This window comes from Plantibacter sp. PA-3-X8, from assembly GCF_003856975.1.
Taxonomy (GTDB): Bacteria; Actinomycetota; Actinomycetes; order Actinomycetales; family Microbacteriaceae; genus Plantibacter; species Plantibacter auratus.
Genome location: NZ_CP033107.1, coordinates 3,218,685 through 3,238,758 on the forward strand (window position 1 = coordinate 3,218,685; position 20,074 = coordinate 3,238,758).

Below are 20,074 nucleotides of genomic sequence, written 5' to 3' on the forward strand. Positions count from 1 at the left end.
GCGTAGCATCTTCGTATTCAAACAAAGAAAGTGTTATCAAATTATCGGCTTATTAGTACCGGTCAGCTCCGAGAGTCTTTCGTCCTCTCTTCCACATCCGGCCTATCAACCCAGTAGTCTGGCTGGGAGCCTCTCGCCCGAAGGCATGGAAATCTCATCTTAAGGCCGGCTTCCCGCTTAGATGCTTTCAGCGGTTATCCATCCCGAACGTAGCTAATCAGCGGTGCTCCTGGCGGAACAACTGACACACCAGAGGTTCGTCCAACCCGGTCCTCTCGTACTAGGGTCAGATCCTTTCAAATTTCCTGCGCGCGCAGCGGATAGGGACCGAACTGTCTCACGACGTTCTAAACCCAGCTCGCGTACCGCTTTAATGGGCGAACAGCCCAACCCTTGGGACCTACTCCAGCCCCAGGATGCGACGAGCCGACATCGAGGTGCCAAACCATGCCGTCGATATGGACTCTTGGGCAAGATCAGCCTGTTATCCCCGAGGTACCTTTTATCCGTTGAGCGACAGCGCTTCCACAAGCCACTGCCGGATCACTAGTCCCGACTTTCGTCCCTGCTCGACTTGTCAGTCTCACAGTCAAGCTCCCTTGTGCACTTACACTCGACACCTGATTGCCAACCAGGTTGAGGGAACCTTTGGGCGCCTCCGTTACTTTTTGGGAGGCAACCGCCCCAGTTAAACTACCCACCAGGCACTGTCCCTGAACCGGATTACGGTTCGAAGTTAGATATCCAGAGTGACCAGAGTGGTATTTCAACAATGACTCCACCTGAACTAGCGTCCAAGCTTCAAAGTCTCCCACCTATCCTACACAAGCCACACCGAACACCAATACCAAGCTGTAGTAAAGGTCACGGGGTCTTTCCGTCCTGCTGCGCGTAACGAGCATCTTTACTCGTAATGCAATTTCGCCGAGTTCGCGGTTGAGACAGCTGGGAAGTCGTTACGCCATTCGTGCAGGTCGGAACTTACCCGACAAGGAATTTCGCTACCTTAGGATGGTTATAGTTACCACCGCCGTTTACTGGGGCTTAAATTCTCAGCTTCGCCTTGCGGCTAACCGTTCCTCTTAACCTTCCAGCACCGGGCAGGCGTCAGTCCGTATACATCGTCTTGCGACTTGGCACGGACCTGTGTTTTTAGTAAACAGTCGCTTCCCACTGGTCTCTGCGGCCTTCAAACGCTTTCGGAGCAAGTCCTAATACGCCTCAGGCCCCCCTTCTCCCGAAGTTACGGGGGCATTTTGCCGAGTTCCTTAACCACGATTCTCTCGATCTCCTTAGTATTCTCTACCTGACCACCTGAGTCGGTTTGGGGTACGGGCCACTAGAACCTCGCGTCGATGCTTTTCTTGGCAGCATAGGATCACCTACTATCCCTTACGGGTCCGTATCGTGTCTCAGCCTTCACGAGAGACGGATTTGCCTATCTCTCAGCCTACGCACTTACACCGGGACAACCATCGCCCGGCATAGGCTACCTTCCTGCGTCACACCTGTTAATACGCTAAACGCACCAGCATGGGGTCGAGCGTTAGACCGGACCCATCATCCCCGAAGGGAATCAGTCGTCCGGGTTAGGACTCTTAGCACCACTGGATTGTCTTGGGCGGTTCTTCGCGGGTACGGGAATATCAACCCGTTGTCCATCGACTACGCCTGTCGGCCTCGCCTTAGGTCCCGACTTACCCAGGGAAGATTAGCTTGACCCTGGAACCCTTGGTCTTTCGGAGGACATGTTTCTCACATGTCTTTCGCTACTCATGCCTGCATTCTCACTCGTGTAGCGTCCACGGCTGGTTTACACCGCCGCTTCACTCGCCACACGACGCTCTCCTACCCATCAATACGGCTGGACCACGAAGGCCTACCAAAAATATCAATGCCACAACTTCGGTGGCGTGCTTGAGCCCCGTTACATTGTCGGCGCGGAATCACTTGACCAGTGAGCTATTACGCACTCTTTCAAGGGTGGCTGCTTCTAAGCCAACCTCCTGGTTGTCTGTGCAACTCCACATCCTTTCCCACTTAGCACGCGCTTTGGGACCTTAGTTGGTGGTCTGGGTTGTTTCCCTCTCGACGATGAAGCTTATCCCCCACCGTCTCACTGCTGCGCTCTCACTTACCGGCATTCGGAGTTTGGCTGACGTCAGTAAGCTTTTGGGCCCCATCGGCCATCCAGTAGCTCTACCTCCGGCAAGAAACACGCAACGCTGCACCTAAATGCATTTCGGAGAGAACCAGCTATCACGAAGTTTGATTGGCCTTTCACCCCTATCCACAGCTCATCCCCTCAGTTTTCAACCTAAGTGGGTTCGGTCCTCCACGACGTCTTACCGTCGCTTCAACCTGGCCATGGATAGATCACTTCGCTTCGGGTCTAGGACATGCGACTGAATCGCCCTATTCAGACTCGCTTTCGCTACGGCTACCCCACACGGGTTAACCTCGCCACATATCGCTAACTCGCAGGCTCATTCTTCAAAAGGCACGCTGTCACACCAACAAGGGTGCTCCAACGGTTTGTAAGCAAACGGTTTCAGGTACTATTTCACTCCCCTCCCGGGGTACTTTTCACCTTTCCCTCACGGTACTTGTCCGCTATCGGTCATCTGGGAGTATTTAGGCTTATCAGGTGGTCCTGACAGATTCACACGGGATTTCTCGGGCCCCGTGCTACTTGGGATACTCCTCGCACGATTGCAGCATTTCGACTACCGGGCTGGCACCGTCTCTGGCTGGGCTTTCAATCCCATTCGTCTATACCACGTTCTAATGCTCCCCGAATATCAGTTCGGAGTGAGAAGTCCCACAACCCCGGACATGCAACGCCTGATAGCTATCACACATGCCCGGTTTAGCCTCTTCCGATTTCGCTCGCCACTACTGACGGAATCACTGTTGTTTTCTCTTCCTGGGGGTACTGAGATGTTTCACTTCCCCCGTTCCCTCTACCCGCCCTATATATTCAGGCGGGAGTCACCAGATCACCACAAGGGGCCTGGCGGGGTTTCCCCATTCGGAAATCCTCGGATCACAGCTCGTTTATCAGCTCCCCGAGGCTTATCGCAGATTACTACGTCCTTCTTCGGCTCCAGATGCCAAGGCATCCACCGTTTGCTCTTAGAAATTTGAAATCACATGAGTTTGAATCGATCGGCACCAGTTACCTGATGCAGATTGACCAATGATCAACATCACTTCCGAAGAAGCATGTTTTGATCTTTGTGATCCACAACCCCGAAGGGTCATGAATCTAAGATGCTCGCGTCCACTGTGTAGTTCTCAAAGTACGGGCGGTACCTCTCTCCTTGACCATTGATGTCAAGCAAAAGAGGCCCTGAGGTTCGTCCTCGCATCCGAAGATGCGGATCCGGTCCCTCAGGACCCAACAGCGTGCATGCACCACACCTCCTGGCCGGCACCGTTCCAACTGCAAGCAGCGTACTAAGTTCCGATCATTCGATCTGATGCCAATGTCAATGTTCCACCCATGAGCGCCACCCGAGAACATTCGTCTCAGTGTGACTTGGCAACGTAAACCTCGCTGTATACAGACGAGCGTTGCACATGCTCCTTAGAAAGGAGGTGATCCAGCCGCACCTTCCGGTACGGCTACCTTGTTACGACTTAGTCCTAATTACCGATCCCACCTTAGACAGCTCCATCCTTGCGGTTAGGCCACTGGCTTCGGGTGTTACCGACTTTCATGACTTGACGGGCGGTGTGTACAAGGCCCGGGAACGTATTCACCGCAGCGTTGCTGATCTGCGATTACTAGCGACTCCGACTTCATGAGGTCGAGTTGCAGACCTCAATCCGAACTGGGACCAGCTTTTTGGGATTCGCTCCACCTTACGGTATTGCAGCCCTTTGTACTGGCCATTGTAGCATGCGTGAAGCCCAAGACATAAGGGGCATGATGATTTGACGTCGTCCCCACCTTCCTCCGAGTTGACCCCGGCAGTATCCCATGAGTTCCCACCATTACGTGCTGGCAACATAGAACGAGGGTTGCGCTCGTTGCGGGACTTAACCCAACATCTCACGACACGAGCTGACGACAACCATGCACCACCTGTTTACGAGTGTCCAAAGAGTTGACCATTTCTGGCCCGTTCTCGTATATGTCAAGCCTTGGTAAGGTTCTTCGCGTTGCATCGAATTAATCCGCATGCTCCGCCGCTTGTGCGGGCCCCCGTCAATTCCTTTGAGTTTTAGCCTTGCGGCCGTACTCCCCAGGCGGGGCGCTTAATGCGTTAGCTACGACACGGAAACCGTGGAATGGTCCCCACATCTAGCGCCCAACGTTTACGGGGTGGACTACCAGGGTATCTAAGCCTGTTTGCTCCCCACCCTTTCGCTCCTCAGCGTCAGTAGCGGCCCAGAGATCTGCCTTCGCCATCGGTGTTCCTCCTGATATCTGCGCATTCCACCGCTACACCAGGAATTCCAATCTCCCCTACCGCACTCTAGTCTGCCCGTACCCACTGCAGACCCGAGGTTGAGCCTCGGGATTTCACAGCAGACGCGACAAACCGCCTACGAGCTCTTTACGCCCAATAATTCCGGACAACGCTTGCACCCTACGTATTACCGCGGCTGCTGGCACGTAGTTAGCCGGTGCTTTTTCTGCAGGTACCGTCACTTTCGCTTCTTCCCTGCTAAAAGAGGTTTACAACCCGAAGGCCGTCGTCCCTCACGCGGCGTTGCTGCATCAGGCTTTCGCCCATTGTGCAATATTCCCCACTGCTGCCTCCCGTAGGAGTCTGGGCCGTGTCTCAGTCCCAGTGTGGCCGGTCACCCTCTCAGGCCGGCTACCCGTCGTCGCCTTGGTGAGCCGTTACCTCACCAACAAGCTGATAGGCCGCGAGTCCATCCTTGACCAAAATTCTTTCCAGCAACTCACCATGCGGTGGAAGCTCGTATCCGGTATTAGACGTCGTTTCCAACGCTTATCCCAGAGTCAAGGGCAGGTTACTCACGTGTTACTCACCCGTTCGCCACTAATCCACCCAGCAAGCTGGGCTTCATCGTTCGACTTGCATGTGTTAAGCACGCCGCCAGCGTTCGTCCTGAGCCAGGATCAAACTCTCCGTAAATGTTGAATTGCACGACCACCGAAGTGACCGGCACATTTCGCGCACCATGCCACCGGAATAGGTGAACACGATGCAAGTTTGAAACTGACAGAACAAATCATTACTGACTTGCTTTGTTTTGTTTAAATGTTTTCCAAAGGAATCTCTTACAACATCAACCAACCGAAAAGGAAGGCATCAATTGCACGAGGTTTTTGGCATTTGACATTGTGCACGCTGTTGAGTTCTCAAGGATCGGATGCTCCTGCCTTTGGCCATCACGACCGCCCTGCAGGGCAACTTCTCTAACTTACCACTTCTTCGGTTCTTGTCAAGTCGAACCAGGAGCTGATCTGAGTGGACCGGAGTCCGTCTGATCCTCACCGCTTCGATGACCCGAGAGCTGGGAAGTTCCAACCTAGTCTTGAAGTGAGACGATCTCAAGTGTGAGTTTGACTCACGCGGAGATCCTCGGCTTTTGGCTGGGTATCAGTCCCACTTGAGGCCGGGAAGCTCTTCCGCTTCCCGCACCTTTGGGGTGACGAGTGATTACTTTACGCAGACCGCCAGGGGCTGGCAAATCATCACTGCATCCCGGGCGTGTCGCCCGGATCCACGCGCTTCAGTCCCGATCAGCGTCACCGATGCCGAGGACGGCCGCCGAGTCGGAACCGGCCGCGACGACCGTCGCGACGGCCAGTGGGCTTCCGCCCCAAGCGGTGAACGAGTACTCGTCTCCGGCGGAGTCGACCGACCAACCGCGCTCGCCCGTGGTCGCGTCGATGCCGACGAGCGTGCCGTCGAGCGTGAGCAGGAGGGTCCGATCGCTGTATCCGACGAGGCTGCCCTCGGCGTCCTGCTCCTCGTATCGGATCTCACCGTCGCGAGCGCCGACCCCGGTGTATCCGCCTTCGCCGTCACCGAGCATGATCGTGTCGCCCACGGTGTAGGCGCCGTCCCAGGTGCTCGTCAGTCCGCTGCGCCACTCGACCTCGCCGGATCGCGGGTCGAGGCGGCGGACCCGCTCCCCCGACTGGTCGGCGACGACCAACAGCCCGCTCGCGTCGAGCACCACCGGCAGCGCCCCGGTCGCCTTCCAGCGCTCGGCGCCGGTGCGGTCGTCCACCCCGCGGATCGTGGTGTCGTTGCCGGAGTAGTCGATCGCGACGAGATCGCCGCCCACCTGCTGGTAGTACCAGGAGAGGTCGCCCTGCCAGTCGATGGTCGATCCGTCGTCGAGCGAGTAGACCGCACCGTCGTAGAAGAGCTTGTCGCCCGCGGTGGTCGCCCGCTCGCCGGCATCACCGCTGACCTCCCAGACCGGGTCGGTCAGGTCCGTCGACCGGTAGCGGCCGACCGTCCCGGTGCCGTCGGCCGTGGTCGACGAGATGAGCAGGTCACCCTCGAGACCCGGGACGAACGCCGCCGGCGCAGCGAAGTCGGCGAAGCCGATCCCCTCGACACTCGAGTGCTCTTGCGAGGTGGACACCACGTGCCCGTCGCGACGGCTCACGGCCACCATGAGGTCGCCCTGACTCAGCACGATCGCGGCCGCATCCGGTGGGGAGACGACCACCGGTGCGTCGAAGCGGTCGAACTCCGGAGAGAGCTCGGTGACGCGACGGTCCCAGAGGGTGTGGCCGTTCGCCGTGTTCACCAGGGAGACCACCGTCTCGCCCGGAGCGTCGTCGAGGGTCGTCTGATCCAGTGGCCGGTCGGTCGACCACACGAGCAGCGCGGTGTTGGGGCTCGCGGTGTACCCGTTGAGGTAGAGCTCGTCGCCCGCGGGCACCTCGTCGTCCAGCGGATGCGCGAGTTCCCACGTTCCGACGGTCGGCCTCGTCGGGAGGTCGCGGAGGAGCGCGAGCCCCTCGACGCGGTGGGGAACGGCCGCGACCACGATGAGCACGACCGCGACGATCGCAGTGACCACGGCCAGCGCGAGTCCGCCGAGGAGGAACCATCGTCGGCGCGAGGGGGCCCGCTTGACCGTGGTGGGCAACGAATCAGGGTGCCAGAGGGCGCGGGGCGCAGTCGGTTCCCCAGGTGCCTCCCCCGCGGCGGTCGCCGAGACAGGTTCGGCCGCAGCGGCTGTCGCCGGGTGCGGAGTCGACGCCTGCGACGGCGTCGGGTTGGTGGACTCGGGGTCCGGGACCGGTGTCGTCACCGCGATCGCCGGGATCGACGTCGCGATACCGGGGGGCGTGGGCTCAGTGGTGTCGACGTCCGGCGACGGCAGCCGATCGGCTTCACCCGCCGGGGCATCGGTCTCGACGTCGGGTGCATCGGTCTCGACGAGGTCGCCGTCGTCGGCCGGCGTGGGCCGGTCGTCCGCCGACTCCGACTCGGGCTCGTCCGCCGGCTCCGACTCGGCCGCCGCCTCGGCCTCGGCCGGTGTCTCCACCGTCGACAGCTCGCCCGTGCGCAGCGGCAGCATGGCCCCACAACTCGGGCACACACCGTCGCGACGGTCGACGATCTCGGTCCCGCACGCCTCGCAGAGCTGCACTCGGAGCATCCCCTTCAGGTTCGATGACGACGACGATGCCGTCGTCGGCGGATCAGGCGGGCGCTCCGTCGAGGAACAGCCCGGCGAGGGTGCGCTTGCCGCGGCGCAGCACGGCCACCCCGCCCGTGAGGAAGCGGTCGTCGAGGGTCGCGTCGACGTCGTCGATCTTGCGGTTGTTCACCGAGACGCCTCCCTGGGCGACCGCGCGTCGAGCCTCACCGAGGCTCGAGCACAGCTCCGTGTCGACGAGCGCCTGGATGACGAGCGTCTCCGCGGCCACCCGCGCGTTCGGCAACTCCGTGACGGCCGACCGCAGCGTGTCCGCGTCGAGAGCGTCGAGATCGCCCTGACCGAAGAGCGCGGCCGACGCGGCGATGGCCGCATCCGTCGCGGCGACCCCGTGGACGAGCGCGGTGACGGCGTAGGCGAGGGTCTTCTGCGCCTCACGCTTGAACGGTTCCGACTCGGTCGCGGCCGCCAGTCGCTCGATCTCCACCCGATCGAGGAACGTGAACACCTTCAGCCGGGCGATGACGTCCGCATCGTCGGTGTTGACCCAGAACTGGTAGAACGCGTACGGGCTCGTCATGCTCGGGTCGAGCCAGACCGCGTTACCTTCGCTCTTCCCGAACTTCGTGCCGTCCGAGTTCGTGATCAGCGGGGTCCCGATCGCGTGGACGGTGGCCCGCTCGACCCGGTGGATGAGGTCGGTGCCGCTCGTGAGGTTGCCCCACTGGTCGCTCCCGCCGGTCTGCAGGACGCAGCCGTATTCGCGGTACAGCTCGAGGTAGTCCATCCCCTGCAGGATCTGGTAACTGAACTCGGTGTAGCTGATCCCCGCCTCCGAGTTGAGACGGGCACTGACCGCGTCCTTCTTCAGCATCGTGCCGACGCGGTAGTGCTTGCCGATCTCCCGCAGGAAGTCGATCGCGGAGAGCGGTGCGGTCCAATCGAGGTTGTTGACCATGCGCGCGGCGTTGTCGCCCTCGAAACTGAGGAAGCGTTCGATCTGCGCGCGGAGCGACTGCACCCACTCGGCGACGGTGTCCGGCGTGTTCAGCGTGCGCTCGGCGGTCGGTCGTGGGTCGCCGATGAGGCCGGTCGAACCGCCGACGAGCCCGAGCGGGCGGTGTCCGGCAAGCTGAAGCCGACGCATGACGAGCAGCTGGACCAGGTTGCCCAGGTGGAGGCTCGCCGCCGTCGGGTCGAACCCGCAGTAGTAGGTGATCGGCGTTCCGCCGAGCAGGCGCTTCAGCTCCTGCTGATCCGTCGACACATGGACGAGCCCGCGCCAGACGAGTTCGTCCCAGACGTCCTCGAAGGTCGGATCGTTGCGCTGGTCAGGAAGAGCGAGGTTCGACACGCTTGCAAGGCTATCAGCGCGGCATCGGCTGCCGGATCGGGCGCATCGGCACCGGCGCGATCGTGGCGACCGTGACGTGCAGGAATTCCTCTCATTCGTCAGAGTTGTGGAAATACCTGCATGTTGCGACTAGGGTGATCGAGCCCACCCACCGCCGAGAGGAGAACCGTGTACGTGCTGACCGTCGATCAGATCGCGAGCCGGACCGGCCCTGATCGAGCCGCCGGTGTCATCGAGTCGATCAACGACCGGTTCCCGGAGAGCCTGCTCCTCCAGGCCGAACGCACGGCGGGCGACGAGTTCCAGCTCGCCACCGAGGACGCCGAGGTCGCGCTCGCCATCGCCTTCGACCTCCTCCGGGATCGCGGCTGGAGCGTGGGTGTCGGACAAGGCGACGTCCGGCGTCCGCTCCCCGATTCGACCCGAGCCGCGACCGGTCAGGCCTTCTACGCCGCGAGGGAGGCCGTCACGCGGGCCAAGCGGGCGCCCTTCCGGTTCGCGCTCGAGGCGGCCGACCAGCAGGGCGGCGCCGACGTCGAAGCGCTCATCGTGCTCCTCCTCCACCTCCGCGACCGGAGGACCGCCGGCGGCTGGGAGGTCGCCGACCTGCTCGCGGCCGGCGTGACCCAGTCCGAGGCCGCGGCACGACTCGGCATCACCGAGAGTTCGATCAGTCGCCGGGTCGCGGCCGCCGGAGTCCGAGCCGAAGCCGCGGCGACCACCGCGCTCATTCGCCTCCTGGCGAAGCTCGACCAGGACGCCTCCGTGCACCACCCCGACGACCGAAAGGACGAGCGATGAACCTCATCACGCTCACGCCCATCACCTGGCCGACCGTCATCGGCCTCCTCGGAAGCGCGCTCGTCTTCCTCCTGCTGGCCCGGGTGCTGACCGCGCGTCTCGCGGATCGTCTCATGGTCGTGGCGGCTGCCCTCATGGTGATCGGGGCCCTCCTGGTCGCGCTCGTCCCCTCGGTTCCGCCGACCGGTCCGGCACTCGTGCTCCTCGGCGTCTTCGTCCTCGCCGTCGCGGTCGCCGGCGGTGGTCCGGTCGCCTCCTTCGTCCTCGCCCTCGCGACGAAGGGCAGCGTCGCCCCCGGGACCCACGGCGGCATCCTCGTGGAGCACCGGAACCCGAGCGCCTCGCAGGTCGTCGGACGTCCGATCGAAGTGCTGCGCGGCGGGACCGCGATCGGGATCCTCGAACGGCTCGCCCTCGTCGCCGCGTTGTTCTCCGGCTATCCGGAGGCGATCGCGGTCATCGTCGCCGTGAAGGGTGTCGGACGCTTCACCGAACTCGACTCGGCCGAGGCGCGCGAGCGGTTCATCATCGGCTCGCTCGCCAGCCTCCTCTGGGCTGCCGGGGTGGCGTCGATCCTGCTGCTCGCGCGAGGCTGAGTCGGCGGATCAGTCCACCGCCCTGGGCGAGCGGCGGTACGGCGAGACGGTCGTCTCCCCCGGGAGCACGAACCGCCACGGGTAGGCGGCTCCCCCACCGAGCCCGCTGACGCCCGTCCGCGGACCGGTCGCCGAGGCGAGCGGGCGCTCGGGCAGGAGCAGATCGAAGGGCGGCTCGGCGAGGTCGTCACCCGACTGGTCGAGCGCGATCCCGAGCGCCACGGTGAGCCGTGCCGGTCCTCTGGCCAGGTCGCGATCCGACACCCGTTCACCGCGTCGCAGCCGCGCGAGCTCCAGCCCCGCGACGACCTCGCCGGCACGCAGGAGGACGGCCGACGCCGTGCCGACCGGTGAACACACGACGTTGATGCAGACATGCATGCCGTAGCTGAAGTACGCGTACAGATGCCCGGGCGGACCGAACATCGGACTCGTGCGCGGCGTCGGACCACGGTGCGCATGGGATCCGGGATCCTCGCCGACCCCGAGATAGGCCTCGACCTCGGTGAGACGGACCGACACGGTGCCCTCGGGCGTCGTGTGGGACAGCACCGCTCCGAGCAGCGCGGGCGCGACCTCGAGGGCCGATCCCGAGGTCAGCGCCCGCAGCGGACCGGCCGTCGTCATCGGACCCCGCCGTCTAGAGCGAGAGGGCCTGCGACAGCGCGCCCACCCGCCCGACGAGCGTCACGAGCTGGTCCTGGACCCGCTCCGGAGCCGTCCCGCCGACGCCGAGTCGGCTGCCGATCGAGCCGTCGACGGTCAGGACGCTCCGCACGGCCGGCGTGAGATGCTCCGAGACACCCGCCAGTGCCGCGTCGTCGGGTTCGTCGAGTGCCAGCCCGCGCTCCTCGCAGTACCGCACGAGCTCGCCGCTGATCTCGTGCGCGTCGCGGAAGGCCACACCCTGCTTGACGAGCCACTCGGCGACGTCCGTCGCGAGGGAGAACCCCTCCGGTGCGAGCTCGCGCAGCCGTGCCGTGTCGAAGCGGAGCGTCGCCACCATCCCGGTGAACGCCGGGAGCAACACCTCGAGCTGGTTCACGGAGTCGAACACCGGCTCCTTGTCCTCCTGCAGGTCGCGGTTGTACGCGAGCGGCAGCGCCTTCAACGTCGCCAGCAACCCGGTCAGGTTCCCGATGAGTCGCCCGGACTTCCCGCGGGCGAGTTCGGCGATGTCGGGGTTCTTCTTCTGCGGCATGATGCTCGAGCCGGTCGAGTAGGCGTCGTCGAGGGTCACGAACCCGAACTCGCGGGTGTTCCAGACGATGATCTCCTCAGCGAACCGGGACAGGTTGATCCCGATGAGCGAGGTGATGAACGCGAACTCGGCCACGACGTCGCGGCTGGCGGTGGCGTCGATCGAGTTCTCCGTCGGCCGGTCGAGCCCGAGCTCGTGCGCGACGAGCACCGGGTCGAGCCCGAGGGAACTGCCGGCGAGTGCTCCGGAACCGTAGGGCGAGGCGCTCGCCCGGGCGAGCCAGTCGCGGAGCCGTTCCAGGTCGCGGGTGAGCGGCCAGGCGTGCGCGAGCAGCTGGTGGGCGAGCAGCACCGGCTGGGCGTGCTGCAGGTGCGTGCGGCCGGGCATCACCGCGTCCGGGTGTGCTTCGGCCTGGGAGACGATCGCGTCGATCAGGTGGATGACGTCGCGGGCGATCACCCGTCCGTGATCGATGAGGTAGAGGCGCACGAGCGTCGCGATCTGATCGTTCCGGCTCCGGCCGGCACGCAGCTTCCCACCGAGTTCCTTGCCGGCCCGTTCGACGAGCCCGCGTTCCAGCGCCGAGTGGACGTCCTCATCGCTCTCCGCCGCGACGAACGTCCCGTCGGCCACGTCGGCGTCCAGGACGTCGAGGGCGGCGAGCATCCCGCGAAGCTCGTCCTCGTCGAGGTACCCCGCCGACGCGAGCGCCTTGGCATGGGCACGGGAACCCGCGATGTCATATGCGGCGAGGACCCAGTCGAACTGAGTGGACTTGCTCAGACGGGCGAGTTCCGGCGACGGTCCGCTCGCGAAGCGTCCACCCCAGAGGGCCCCGGATTCGCCTGCTCGGTTCTGCTGATCTGCCACGATGGGCCTCCTGTACTGCTGGCGTCCGGAGTGCTCCGGACTGGTCGGTCGGCCGCAGCCGGGGAAGGGTCAGGCCGCGGAGCCGGCGTGCTGCTGCTCGAGCAGCCACACGAGCAGGGCCTTCTGCGCGTGGAGGCGGTTCTCCGCCTCGTCCCAGATGATGCTCTGCGCCCCGTCGATGACCTCGGCCTCGACCTCGAAGCCGCGATCGGCGGGCAGGCAGTGCATGAAGACGGCGTCGGACGCGGCGAGCCCCATGAGCCTGCGGTCGACCCGGTAGCCGCCGAAGATGGCGACGCGTTGCGCCTTCTCGTCCTCCTTGCCCATCGACACCCAGGTGTCGGTGATCATCACGTCGGCATCCGCCGCCGCCGCGTCGGGGTCGGTGGTCACGAGCACGGAGCCGCCCGTCGTCGCGGCGATGCGCTCCGCGTCGGCGACGACGTCCGCAGCCGGGGCGAACTCGGCCGGGGCGGCGACGCGGACATGCATCCCCGCCGTCGCGCCGGCCAACAGGTAGGAGTGGGCCATGTTGCTCGCTCCGTCGCCGAAGAACGACATCGTCAGACCGGCGAGCTCGCCCTTGTGCTCGCGGATCGTGAGGAGGTCGGCGAGGAGCTGGCACGGGTGGAAGTCGTCGGACAGCGCATTGACGACGGGCACCGTCGTCCCGGCCGAGATCTCCTCGAGACCGGACTGGGCGTAGGTCCGCCAGACGATCGCCGCGACCTGACGTTCGAGGACGCGAGCGGTGTCGGCGGCCGTCTCCTTGCCGCCGAGCTGGCTGTTGGCCGTCGAGATGATGAGCGGGGATCCGCCGAGGTCGGCGATCCCCACGGCGAAGGAGACGCGTGTCCGCGTCGAGGACTTGTCGAAGATGACCGCGACGGTCTGCGGGCCTTCGAGCGGCTTCCGCGACCAGCGGTCGCGCTTCAGCTCGGTGGCGAGGTCGAGGATCTCGGCCTGCTCAGCCGGGCTGAGGTCGTCGTCGCGGAGGAAGTGACGGGTCATGGCTGGTGGTCCTGTTCGTGTGGGTCGATGGCCGGTCAGGCCTGGACGGCGTCGAGCGCCGCGCGGAAGAGGGAGGTGAACTCGTCGATCTCGGCGTCGCCGATGATGAGCGGCGGCGCGATCCGGATGCTCGTCGCGTTCGGGGCGTTGATGATGAGCCCTCGGTCGAACGCCGCGGCCGACAGCTCGGCCGCCACCGGGGCGCTCAAGCCGATGCCGATGAGCAGCCCGTGTCCGCGGACCTCCTCGACGAGCGGGGAACCGATGGCGGTGATGACGGCCCGCAACTGCTCACCGCGCGCGGCGGCGTTCTGCACGAGACCGGCGCGCTCGATCTCCTCGAGCACCGCGTTCGCCGTCGCGGTCGCGAGCGGGTTGCCTCCGAAGGTGCTGCCGTGCTGGCCGGGTCCGAACAGCTCGGAGGCGGCGCCGAAGGTGATGAGGGCGCCGATCGGCATGCCACCGCCGATCCCCTTGGCGACGGTGATCGCGTCCGGGACGATGCCGTCCCGCTGGAACGCGAACCACTCCCCCGTCCGGCCGGCCCCGGTCTGGATCTCGTCGATGATGAGCAGCACGCCGTGTGCCTCGGTGAGTGCCCTGGCACGGGCGAGGTAGCCCTCCGGCAGGTCGATGACGCCGGCTTCGCCCTTGATCGGTTCGAGGATCAGCGCGGCGACCCGGTCGTCGATCGCCGCCTCGAGTGCCTCGATCGTGGTCGGGATGTGCTCGACGCCGCCCGGGAGCGGGTGGAACCCCTCCTGCAGGGCAGGCTTGCCGGTCAGGGCGAGCGCGCCGAAGGTCCGCCCGTGGAAGGAGTTCTCCAGGGTGAGGACCCGGGTCCGCGATCCGTCGCCGTGGTTGAGTCGGGCGAGCTTGAACGCCGCCTCGTTCGCCTCGGCACCGGAGTTCGCGAAGTACACCCGACCGCCCTCGTCCGCTCCGGCGAGACGCTTCAGCCGGGCCGCGAGCTCGAGCTGCGGCGGACTCGAGAAGTAGTTGGAGACGTGCGCGAGCGTGCTCGCCTGTCGCGTGATCGCACCGACGAACGCCGGATGCGCATGTCCCAGTGCGTTCACCGCGATGCCCGCGAGGAAGTCGAGGTAGCGGTTGCCCTCGGCGTCCCAGACATGGCATCCCTCACCGCGCGTCAGCATCGCGATCGGTGTGTTGAACGTGCGCATCATGTCGCGGTCGACGCGGCTCTTCCAGTCGCTCATGAGTCCTCCGGGACGACCTCGGTGCCTGAGCCGTTCTGGGTGAACACCTCGAGCAGGATGGAGTGGGGTACGCGGCCGTCGATGATGGCAGCCTTGGCGACCCCGCCGTCGACGGCGTCGAGGCAGGCGGTCATCTTCGGGATCATGCCCGATTCGAGCGTGGGCAGCATGGCTCGGAGCTCACTCGTCGTGATCTGCGAGACGAGCGAGTCGCGGTTGGGCCAGTCGCTGTACAGCCCGGCGACATCGGTCAGGATGACGAGCTTCGCGGCACCGAGTGCCACGGCGAGCGCCGCGGCGGCCGCATCGGCGTTCACGTTGAGCGTCAGGCCGGGCTGGTCGAGGTCGGGGGCGATCGAGGAGACCACCGGGATGTTGCCGGCGTCGAGGTAGGCCTGCACCGAGGTCGGGTCGACGCTGACGACGTCGCCGACGAGCCCGATGTCCACGGTCTCGCCGTCGACGACGATCGAGCGACGACGCCCGCCGAACAGGCCCGCGTCCTCGCCGGACAGTCCTGCGGCGAGCGGGCCGTGTCCGTTGATCCGCCCCACGAGCTCGGGGTTGACCTGACCGGTGAGGACCATGCGGACGACCTCCATGGCCTCGGGCGTCGTGACCCGGTACCCGCCGCGGAACTCGCTGTGGATGTCGAGCCGCTCGAGCATCGCGGAGATCTGCGGGCCGCCACCGTGCACGACGACGGGCTTGAGCCCCGCGTAGCGCAGGTAGACCATGTCCTCCGCGAACGCCTGCGCGAGCTCGTCGCTCACCATCGCGTTGCCGCCGAACTTGACGACGATCGTCTGGTCGCGGAAGGTCTTCAGCCAGGGAAGCGACTCGATGAGGGTGGCGGCCTTGATCGCCGCCTCCTCGGGAGAGTTGTCTCGATACTGGGTCATCATCAGCTCGCGTACGCGCTGTTCTCGTGCACATAGTCGTGCGTGAGGTCGTTCGTCCAGATGGTGGCTCCCGTGTCACCGGCGTGGAGGTCGATGAGCACGTGCACGGCGCGCGGTGAGAGGTCGACGAGGTCGCGCGACTGATCCGGCTCGCCGGCGGTGCACACCTGGACGCCGTTCATGGCCACGTCGATCCCGTACGGGTCGAACTCGGCGCCCGTGGTCCCGACGGCCGCGAGCACCCGGCCCCAGTTCGGGTCGTTGCCGAAGATGGCCGCCTTGAAGAGGTTGCTGCGGGAGACCGCGCGGGCGACCTCGACCGCGTCGTCCTCGGACACCGCGCCGACGACCTCGATCGCGACGTCGTGGGCCGCGCCCTCGGCATCGGCTTGCAATTGCAGGGTGAGGTCGCGGCACACCTCCGTCAGCGCCTCGGTGAAGGCGGACAGCTCCGGGGTGACGCCGCTCGACCCGGACGCGAGGAGCGACACCGTGTCGTTGGTGGACATGCAGCCGTCGGAGTCGAGGCGGTCGAAGGTGACACGGGTCGCGCTGCGGAGCGCCTGGTCGAGCTGCGCCGGCTCGAGCACGGCGTCGGTCGTGATGACGACGAGCATCGTCGCGAGCCCGGGGGCGAGCATACCCGCACCCTTCGCCATGCCGCCGACGGTCCATCCGTCCGCGCTCCGAACGGCCTGTTTCGGCTTCGTGTCGGTCGTCATGATCGCCGTGGCCGCGGCGAGGCCGGCCGCTTCGCTCGCACCGTCCTCGTCGGCGACCGCGCGGGTGGCGTCCCAGACGCCCGCGGTCAGCTTGTCGAGGTCGAGCTGTTCGCCGATGAGCCCCGTGGAGCAGACGAGGACGTCGCCGGCCGAGATCGCGAGTCGCTCTGCGACGGCCTCCGCGGTCGCGTGCGTCGTCTGGAAACCGCGCGTCCCCGTGTAGCAGTTCGCGCCGCCAGAGTTCAGGACGATCGCCGAGACGATGCCGTCCTGCATGACCTGCTCGCTCCAGAGGATCGGGTTGGCCTTGCACCGGTTGCTGGTGAACACCGTCGCCGCATGCTGCAACGGACCGACGTTCTGGACGACCGCGAGGTCGAGGCCCCCGGAGGTCTTGAGACCGCAGGCGACGCCCGCCGCGAGGAACCCTGCTGCTGCTGTCACACTCACGGTGCCACTCCATTCACACTCAAGCCGGTCGTCTCGGGGAGCCCGAGCGCGATGTTCGCCGATTGGATCGCCGCGCCGGCGGTCCCCTTCACGAGGTTGTCGACGGCGGTCACGACGACGACCCGTCCCACCGTCTCGTCGACGGCGAGTCCGATCAGCGCGGTGTTGGCGCCGAGGACGTCGGCCGTCCGGGGGAACGAGCCCTCGGGCAGCACCTGGACGAACGGCTCGTCGGCGTAGGCCGTCTCCCAGGCCTCGCGGACCGCTGCCGCCGTGGTGCCCGGGACGATGCGTGCCGTCGAGGTGGCCAGGATGCCGCGCGACATCGGGACGATGACCGGGGTGAACGAGATGGACGCGCGATCGGCACCGGCCGCCCGGAGGCTCTGCGTGATCTCGGGGATGTGCCGGTGGGTACCGCCGACGGCGTACGGGTTGGCCGTGCCGAGCACCTCGCTCGCGAGCAGGTTGACCTTCAGGCTCTTCCCTGCACCGGACGGCCCGACGGCGAGCACGGAGACGAGGTCGAGCGGCTCGATCACCCCCGCGGCGATGCCGGGCGCGAGGGACAGGGCGACGGTGCTCGCGTTGCATCCGGGAGCGGCGATCCGCTTGGCGCCCACGAGTGCGTCGCGCCCCCGACCGGTGGACGTCTGGAGCTCCGGCACGCCGTAGGCCCAGGCACCGAAGTAGTCGCCGCCGTAGAAGGCGTCCCAGTCGGCTTCGTCGACGAGCCGGTGGTCGGCTCCGCAGTCGACGACGAGGGTCTCCGGTGGAAGCGATGCCGTCACCTCACCCGACTTGCCGTGCGGCAGGGCGAGGAAGACGACGTCGTGTCCCGCGAGCACCTCCGGCGTCGTCGCTTCGAGGACGAGATGCCGGAGTGATCGGAGGTGTGGCTGGTGGTCGACGAGCGGTTGACCGGCGTTCGCGTGCGCGGTCACCGTCCGGACGTCGAAGTCGGGGTGGTCGGCGAGCAGCCGAAGCAGCTCGCCTCCTGCGTAGCCGGATGCTCCGGCCACCGCTACAGAGAAGGACATGGCTCTACCTTATTGAGTGGACGCTCGAGGGGCGGAGGCGGCGACTCCTGGACGACTGCACGGTCACCTGGACCGTGCGAGCACCGGGGTCGCCTATCGTCGCTCTGCGGTAGCGCGTGCGGACACGGGACGGCGGAGGGCGCGGAGCGTGATCGCCCGCGAAGAACCCTGTGCCTGGAAACGTGCCATGTCGAGAGCGTACTACGACGACGAGGATGCCGACGAATCCGCGCCCGGCGCAGCCCGCTCGGCGATGAGCGCGGCCTGCACCCGCGACCGGGCGTCGAGCTTCACGAGGATGCGGGACACGTGCGTGCGGGCCGTCGCCTCCGACAGCCCGAGCGCGGTCGCGATCCCCGCGTTGCTCAGTCCAGCGCGCAGCTGCTCGAGGACTTCACGCTCCCGCGGTGTCAGTGTGGCCAGACCGGGGTGCGGCAGCGCCGGCTCCGGCACGACCGGAGGTCTGGCCGCGGCGAGACGTTCGAGGACTCGGCGGGTCACCTCAGGGGCGAGCACCGCCTCGCCCGCGTGCACTCGTCGGATCGCATCGACGAGGCCGGCAGCGGAGACCGTCTTCACCAGGAAGGCGTTCGCCCCGGCCGCCAGCGCCTCGTCGACGTACCGGTCGAGCGCGAAGGTCGTGAGCATGATGATGCTCGGCGGTGGGGTGACCGCGGCGAGGATGGCCGGGATCGCGTCGATCCCGGAGGCACGCGGCATCTGGACGTCGAGCAACACGACGTCCGGTCGGTGTCGCACGGCTTGCGCGACGACGGCCTCCCCGTCCGCCGCCTCGGCGATGACCAGGATGTCGTCCGGCTCGTCGAGCAGCGCTCCCAGACCCGCTCTGACGGCGGCATGGTCGTCCGCGATGAGGACCGTGATGGTCATGACGCCCCTCCTGCGGTGACGATTGCGGGGGTGGCCGGTGACACCGGGGTCGGCACGGTGAGCGCCGTCCGCCAGTCGGGACCGTCCGGCCCCGCGACGAGATCGCCTCCGACCAGACGTGCCCGCTCGGCCAGGCCGACGAGGCCGACCCCACCGGACCCGGCGAGCACCGAAGACGAGGTCGCCGTCGGCAGCGGGTTGCTGAGCCTGACGGACAGGGCACCGGGCGGGAGCGAGACCTCGACCCGCACGGAGGCACCCGGTGCGTGCTTCGCGGTGTTCGTCAGGCCTTCGACGAGCGTGCGGAGCCCGACGATCGAGGTCTGCGCGGGGACCTCGGCGAGCGCCGCGTCGTCCGGTGCCCGTACCTCGACCTCCAGTCCGTTGGCGCGGGCGACCTCGACCGCGCGGCGGACCGACTCGGCCGTGAGTCGGTCTGGTGCCTGGGTCGGGTCGTCGGTCGACTGGTCACCGCGGAGCACGTCGATCATGGTGCGCATGTCGGCGAGCGCGTCGAGACTGCTCGTCCGGACGAGTGCGAGGCTGCGCCGCAGCGCCACCGGGTCGGTGCCGTCGCGTCGTTCCAGGGCCGCCGCCGACTGCATCGCGATCGCCGAGAGGTGACCGGCGATGACGTCGTGCAGCTCCCGGCTGAGCTCGAGCCGTTCACGGGTCACGGCGTCCTGCCGGAGCGCAGCCGCCGCCTGGGCGATCGTGTCCGCGCGCTCGCGCTGGCGTTCGGCCTCGAGACGGGGGTACCGGACCATCCTGCCGTACCAGATCGAGCTCGCCAGGATGACCGGGACGATGATGAGCGAGCCGAGGACCACGCCGCGACCGAGCCGGGTGACGGCCTCGACGTCGTCGGTGAACCAGATCACCGCGAAGACACCGACCGACACGACGGCGAGCGCGGTGCAGGCGAACGCGGCGACGTCCATGACCCGGGACCGCGAGTAGAGCGCCGCCGCATAGGCGAGGTCGGACACGACGATGAGCATCCCGAGGCCGCTGCCTCCGGTGGTGAGCGCCTCGGCGAGGGCGATCAGGACGCCGACGGCCAGCGTGGTCAACGGGCGTCGACGGCGGAGCAGGTGCACCGCCAGGATGGCGGCGAGGAAGACGAGGGTGAGGAGGAGCGGCGGTTCCGACACGGTCGTCCCCCAGGGGACATGGATCCCGAGGAGGGCGAACAGGAGTCCCATGGCCGCGCACACCGTGGTGATGACCGGCTCGCGGTGTCGATCCACCCATGCGCGCGGTCCTTCGAGAGCAGCCATGCCTCCATCACACCAGCTCGCGCCACACGGCGCGAGCGCCGGAGGGACGAGCCCGCGTACGCAGTTCCGCTGACCCCGTCGCCGGAGGATCAGCAGCACGGTCGATGTGGCACGGCATCATCCCG

The 20,074-nt window shown here is 65.9% G+C and carries 13 protein-coding genes and 2 rRNA genes; 2 read left to right on the forward strand and 13 right to left on the reverse strand.

Annotation, left to right across the window (positions count from 1 at the left end; translation table 11 throughout):
* Nucleotides 1–32 precede the first annotated feature (32 nt).
* The 4 genes from EAO79_RS15190 to tyrS form a co-directional block, all read right to left on the reverse strand.
* Nucleotides 33–3,149 (reverse strand): 23S ribosomal RNA (locus tag EAO79_RS15190).
* Nucleotides 3,150–3,593: 444 nt separating this feature from the next.
* Nucleotides 3,594–5,114: ribosomal RNA gene (locus tag EAO79_RS15195) — 16S ribosomal RNA — on the reverse strand.
* The 16S and 23S rRNA genes sit together here, the layout of an rRNA operon.
* Nucleotides 5,115–5,715: 601 nt before the next feature.
* Nucleotides 5,716–7,611, reverse strand: coding sequence for a PQQ-binding-like beta-propeller repeat protein (locus tag EAO79_RS15200; RefSeq protein WP_124769482.1), 1,896 nt, complete (start codon nucleotides 7,609–7,611; stop codon nucleotides 5,716–5,718).
* A 43-nt stretch (nucleotides 7,612–7,654) separates the two neighbouring features.
* Nucleotides 7,655–8,965 carry a tyrosine--tRNA ligase gene (gene tyrS, locus EAO79_RS15205; RefSeq protein WP_124769483.1) on the reverse strand — a complete coding sequence of 437 codons (1,311 nt, stop codon included), beginning with the start codon at nucleotides 8,963–8,965 and terminating at the stop codon, nucleotides 7,655–7,657.
* A gap of 168 nt (nucleotides 8,966–9,133) precedes the next feature.
* Between tyrS and EAO79_RS15210 the strand changes: the two genes are divergently transcribed.
* On the forward strand, nucleotides 9,134–9,766 hold the full coding sequence (locus EAO79_RS15210; protein ID WP_124769484.1) for a DNA-binding protein: 633 nt from the start codon (nucleotides 9,134–9,136) through the stop codon (nucleotides 9,764–9,766).
* Entirely contained in the window at nucleotides 9,763–10,362 is a 600-nt protein-coding gene (locus EAO79_RS15215; protein WP_124769485.1) for a hypothetical protein, read from the forward strand. The genes EAO79_RS15210 and EAO79_RS15215 overlap by 4 nt, the downstream gene beginning before the upstream one ends.
* A gap of 9 nt (nucleotides 10,363–10,371) precedes the next feature.
* Here the strand turns inward: EAO79_RS15215 and EAO79_RS15220 are convergent, their stop codons facing one another.
* From EAO79_RS15220 to EAO79_RS15260, 9 genes are all read right to left on the reverse strand, one after another.
* Nucleotides 10,372–10,989, reverse strand: a complete 618-nt coding sequence (locus tag EAO79_RS15220) for a DNA-3-methyladenine glycosylase (protein WP_124769486.1) — start codon at nucleotides 10,987–10,989, stop codon at nucleotides 10,372–10,374.
* Nucleotides 10,990–11,002: 13 nt separating this feature from the next.
* Complete coding sequence (argH, locus tag EAO79_RS15225; protein WP_124769487.1) at nucleotides 11,003–12,433, reverse strand: argininosuccinate lyase; 1,431 nt, start codon at nucleotides 12,431–12,433, stop codon at nucleotides 11,003–11,005.
* A 69-nt stretch (nucleotides 12,434–12,502) separates the two neighbouring features.
* Nucleotides 12,503–13,444: an ornithine carbamoyltransferase gene (gene argF / locus EAO79_RS15230; RefSeq protein ID WP_124769488.1), complete on the reverse strand. Its 942-nt coding sequence runs from the start codon at nucleotides 13,442–13,444 to the stop codon at nucleotides 12,503–12,505.
* 35 nt (nucleotides 13,445–13,479) lie between these two features.
* The gene (locus tag EAO79_RS15235) at nucleotides 13,480–14,664 is read right to left on the reverse strand and encodes an acetylornithine transaminase (RefSeq protein ID WP_124769489.1); all 1,185 of its coding nucleotides are present in this window, start codon (nucleotides 14,662–14,664) and stop codon (nucleotides 13,480–13,482) included.
* Nucleotides 14,661–15,566, reverse strand: a complete 906-nt coding sequence (gene argB / locus EAO79_RS15240) for an acetylglutamate kinase (RefSeq protein ID WP_124769490.1) — start codon at nucleotides 15,564–15,566, stop codon at nucleotides 14,661–14,663. Before argB ends, EAO79_RS15235 begins: the two co-directional genes overlap by 4 nt.
* 2 nt (nucleotides 15,567–15,568) lie before the next feature.
* Entirely contained in the window at nucleotides 15,569–16,738 is a 1,170-nt protein-coding gene (gene argJ / locus EAO79_RS15245; RefSeq protein ID WP_079707059.1) for a bifunctional glutamate N-acetyltransferase/amino-acid acetyltransferase ArgJ, read from the reverse strand.
* Complete coding sequence (gene argC, locus EAO79_RS15250; protein ID WP_064294415.1) at nucleotides 16,735–17,778, reverse strand: N-acetyl-gamma-glutamyl-phosphate reductase; 1,044 nt, start codon at nucleotides 17,776–17,778, stop codon at nucleotides 16,735–16,737. Before argC ends, argJ begins: the two co-directional genes overlap by 4 nt.
* A gap of 201 nt (nucleotides 17,779–17,979) precedes the next feature.
* A complete protein-coding gene (locus EAO79_RS15255; RefSeq protein ID WP_124769491.1) occupies nucleotides 17,980–18,669 on the reverse strand; it encodes a response regulator transcription factor in 690 nt (229 codons plus the stop codon).
* Nucleotides 18,666–19,949, reverse strand: coding sequence for a sensor histidine kinase (locus EAO79_RS15260; protein ID WP_124769492.1), 1,284 nt, complete (start codon nucleotides 19,947–19,949; stop codon nucleotides 18,666–18,668). Before EAO79_RS15260 ends, EAO79_RS15255 begins: the two co-directional genes overlap by 4 nt.
* Nucleotides 19,950–20,074: the final 125 nt, after the last annotated feature.

Excerpts from the sequence above, each read along its gene's own strand:
- EAO79_RS15200 (WP_124769482.1), bottom strand. The coding sequence starts at position 7,611 with ATGCTCCGAGTGCAGCTCTGCGAGGCGTGCGGGACCGAGATCGTCGAC.
- EAO79_RS15215 (WP_124769485.1), top strand. The coding sequence starts at position 9,763 with ATGAACCTCATCACGCTCACGCCCATCACCTGGCCGACCGTCATCGGC.
- EAO79_RS15220 (WP_124769486.1), bottom strand. The coding sequence starts at position 10,989 with ATGACGACGGCCGGTCCGCTGCGGGCGCTGACCTCGGGATCGGCCCTC.
- argF (WP_124769488.1), bottom strand. The coding sequence starts at position 13,444 with ATGACCCGTCACTTCCTCCGCGACGACGACCTCAGCCCGGCTGAGCAG.
- EAO79_RS15235 (WP_124769489.1), bottom strand. The coding sequence starts at position 14,664 with ATGAGCGACTGGAAGAGCCGCGTCGACCGCGACATGATGCGCACGTTC.
- argB (WP_124769490.1), bottom strand. The coding sequence starts at position 15,566 with ATGACCCAGTATCGAGACAACTCTCCCGAGGAGGCGGCGATCAAGGCC.
- argC (WP_064294415.1), bottom strand. The coding sequence starts at position 17,778 with ATGTCCTTCTCTGTAGCGGTGGCCGGAGCATCCGGCTACGCAGGAGGC.
- EAO79_RS15255 (WP_124769491.1), bottom strand. The coding sequence starts at position 18,669 with ATGACCATCACGGTCCTCATCGCGGACGACCATGCCGCCGTCAGAGCG.
- EAO79_RS15260 (WP_124769492.1), bottom strand. The coding sequence starts at position 19,949 with ATGGCTGCTCTCGAAGGACCGCGCGCATGGGTGGATCGACACCGCGAG.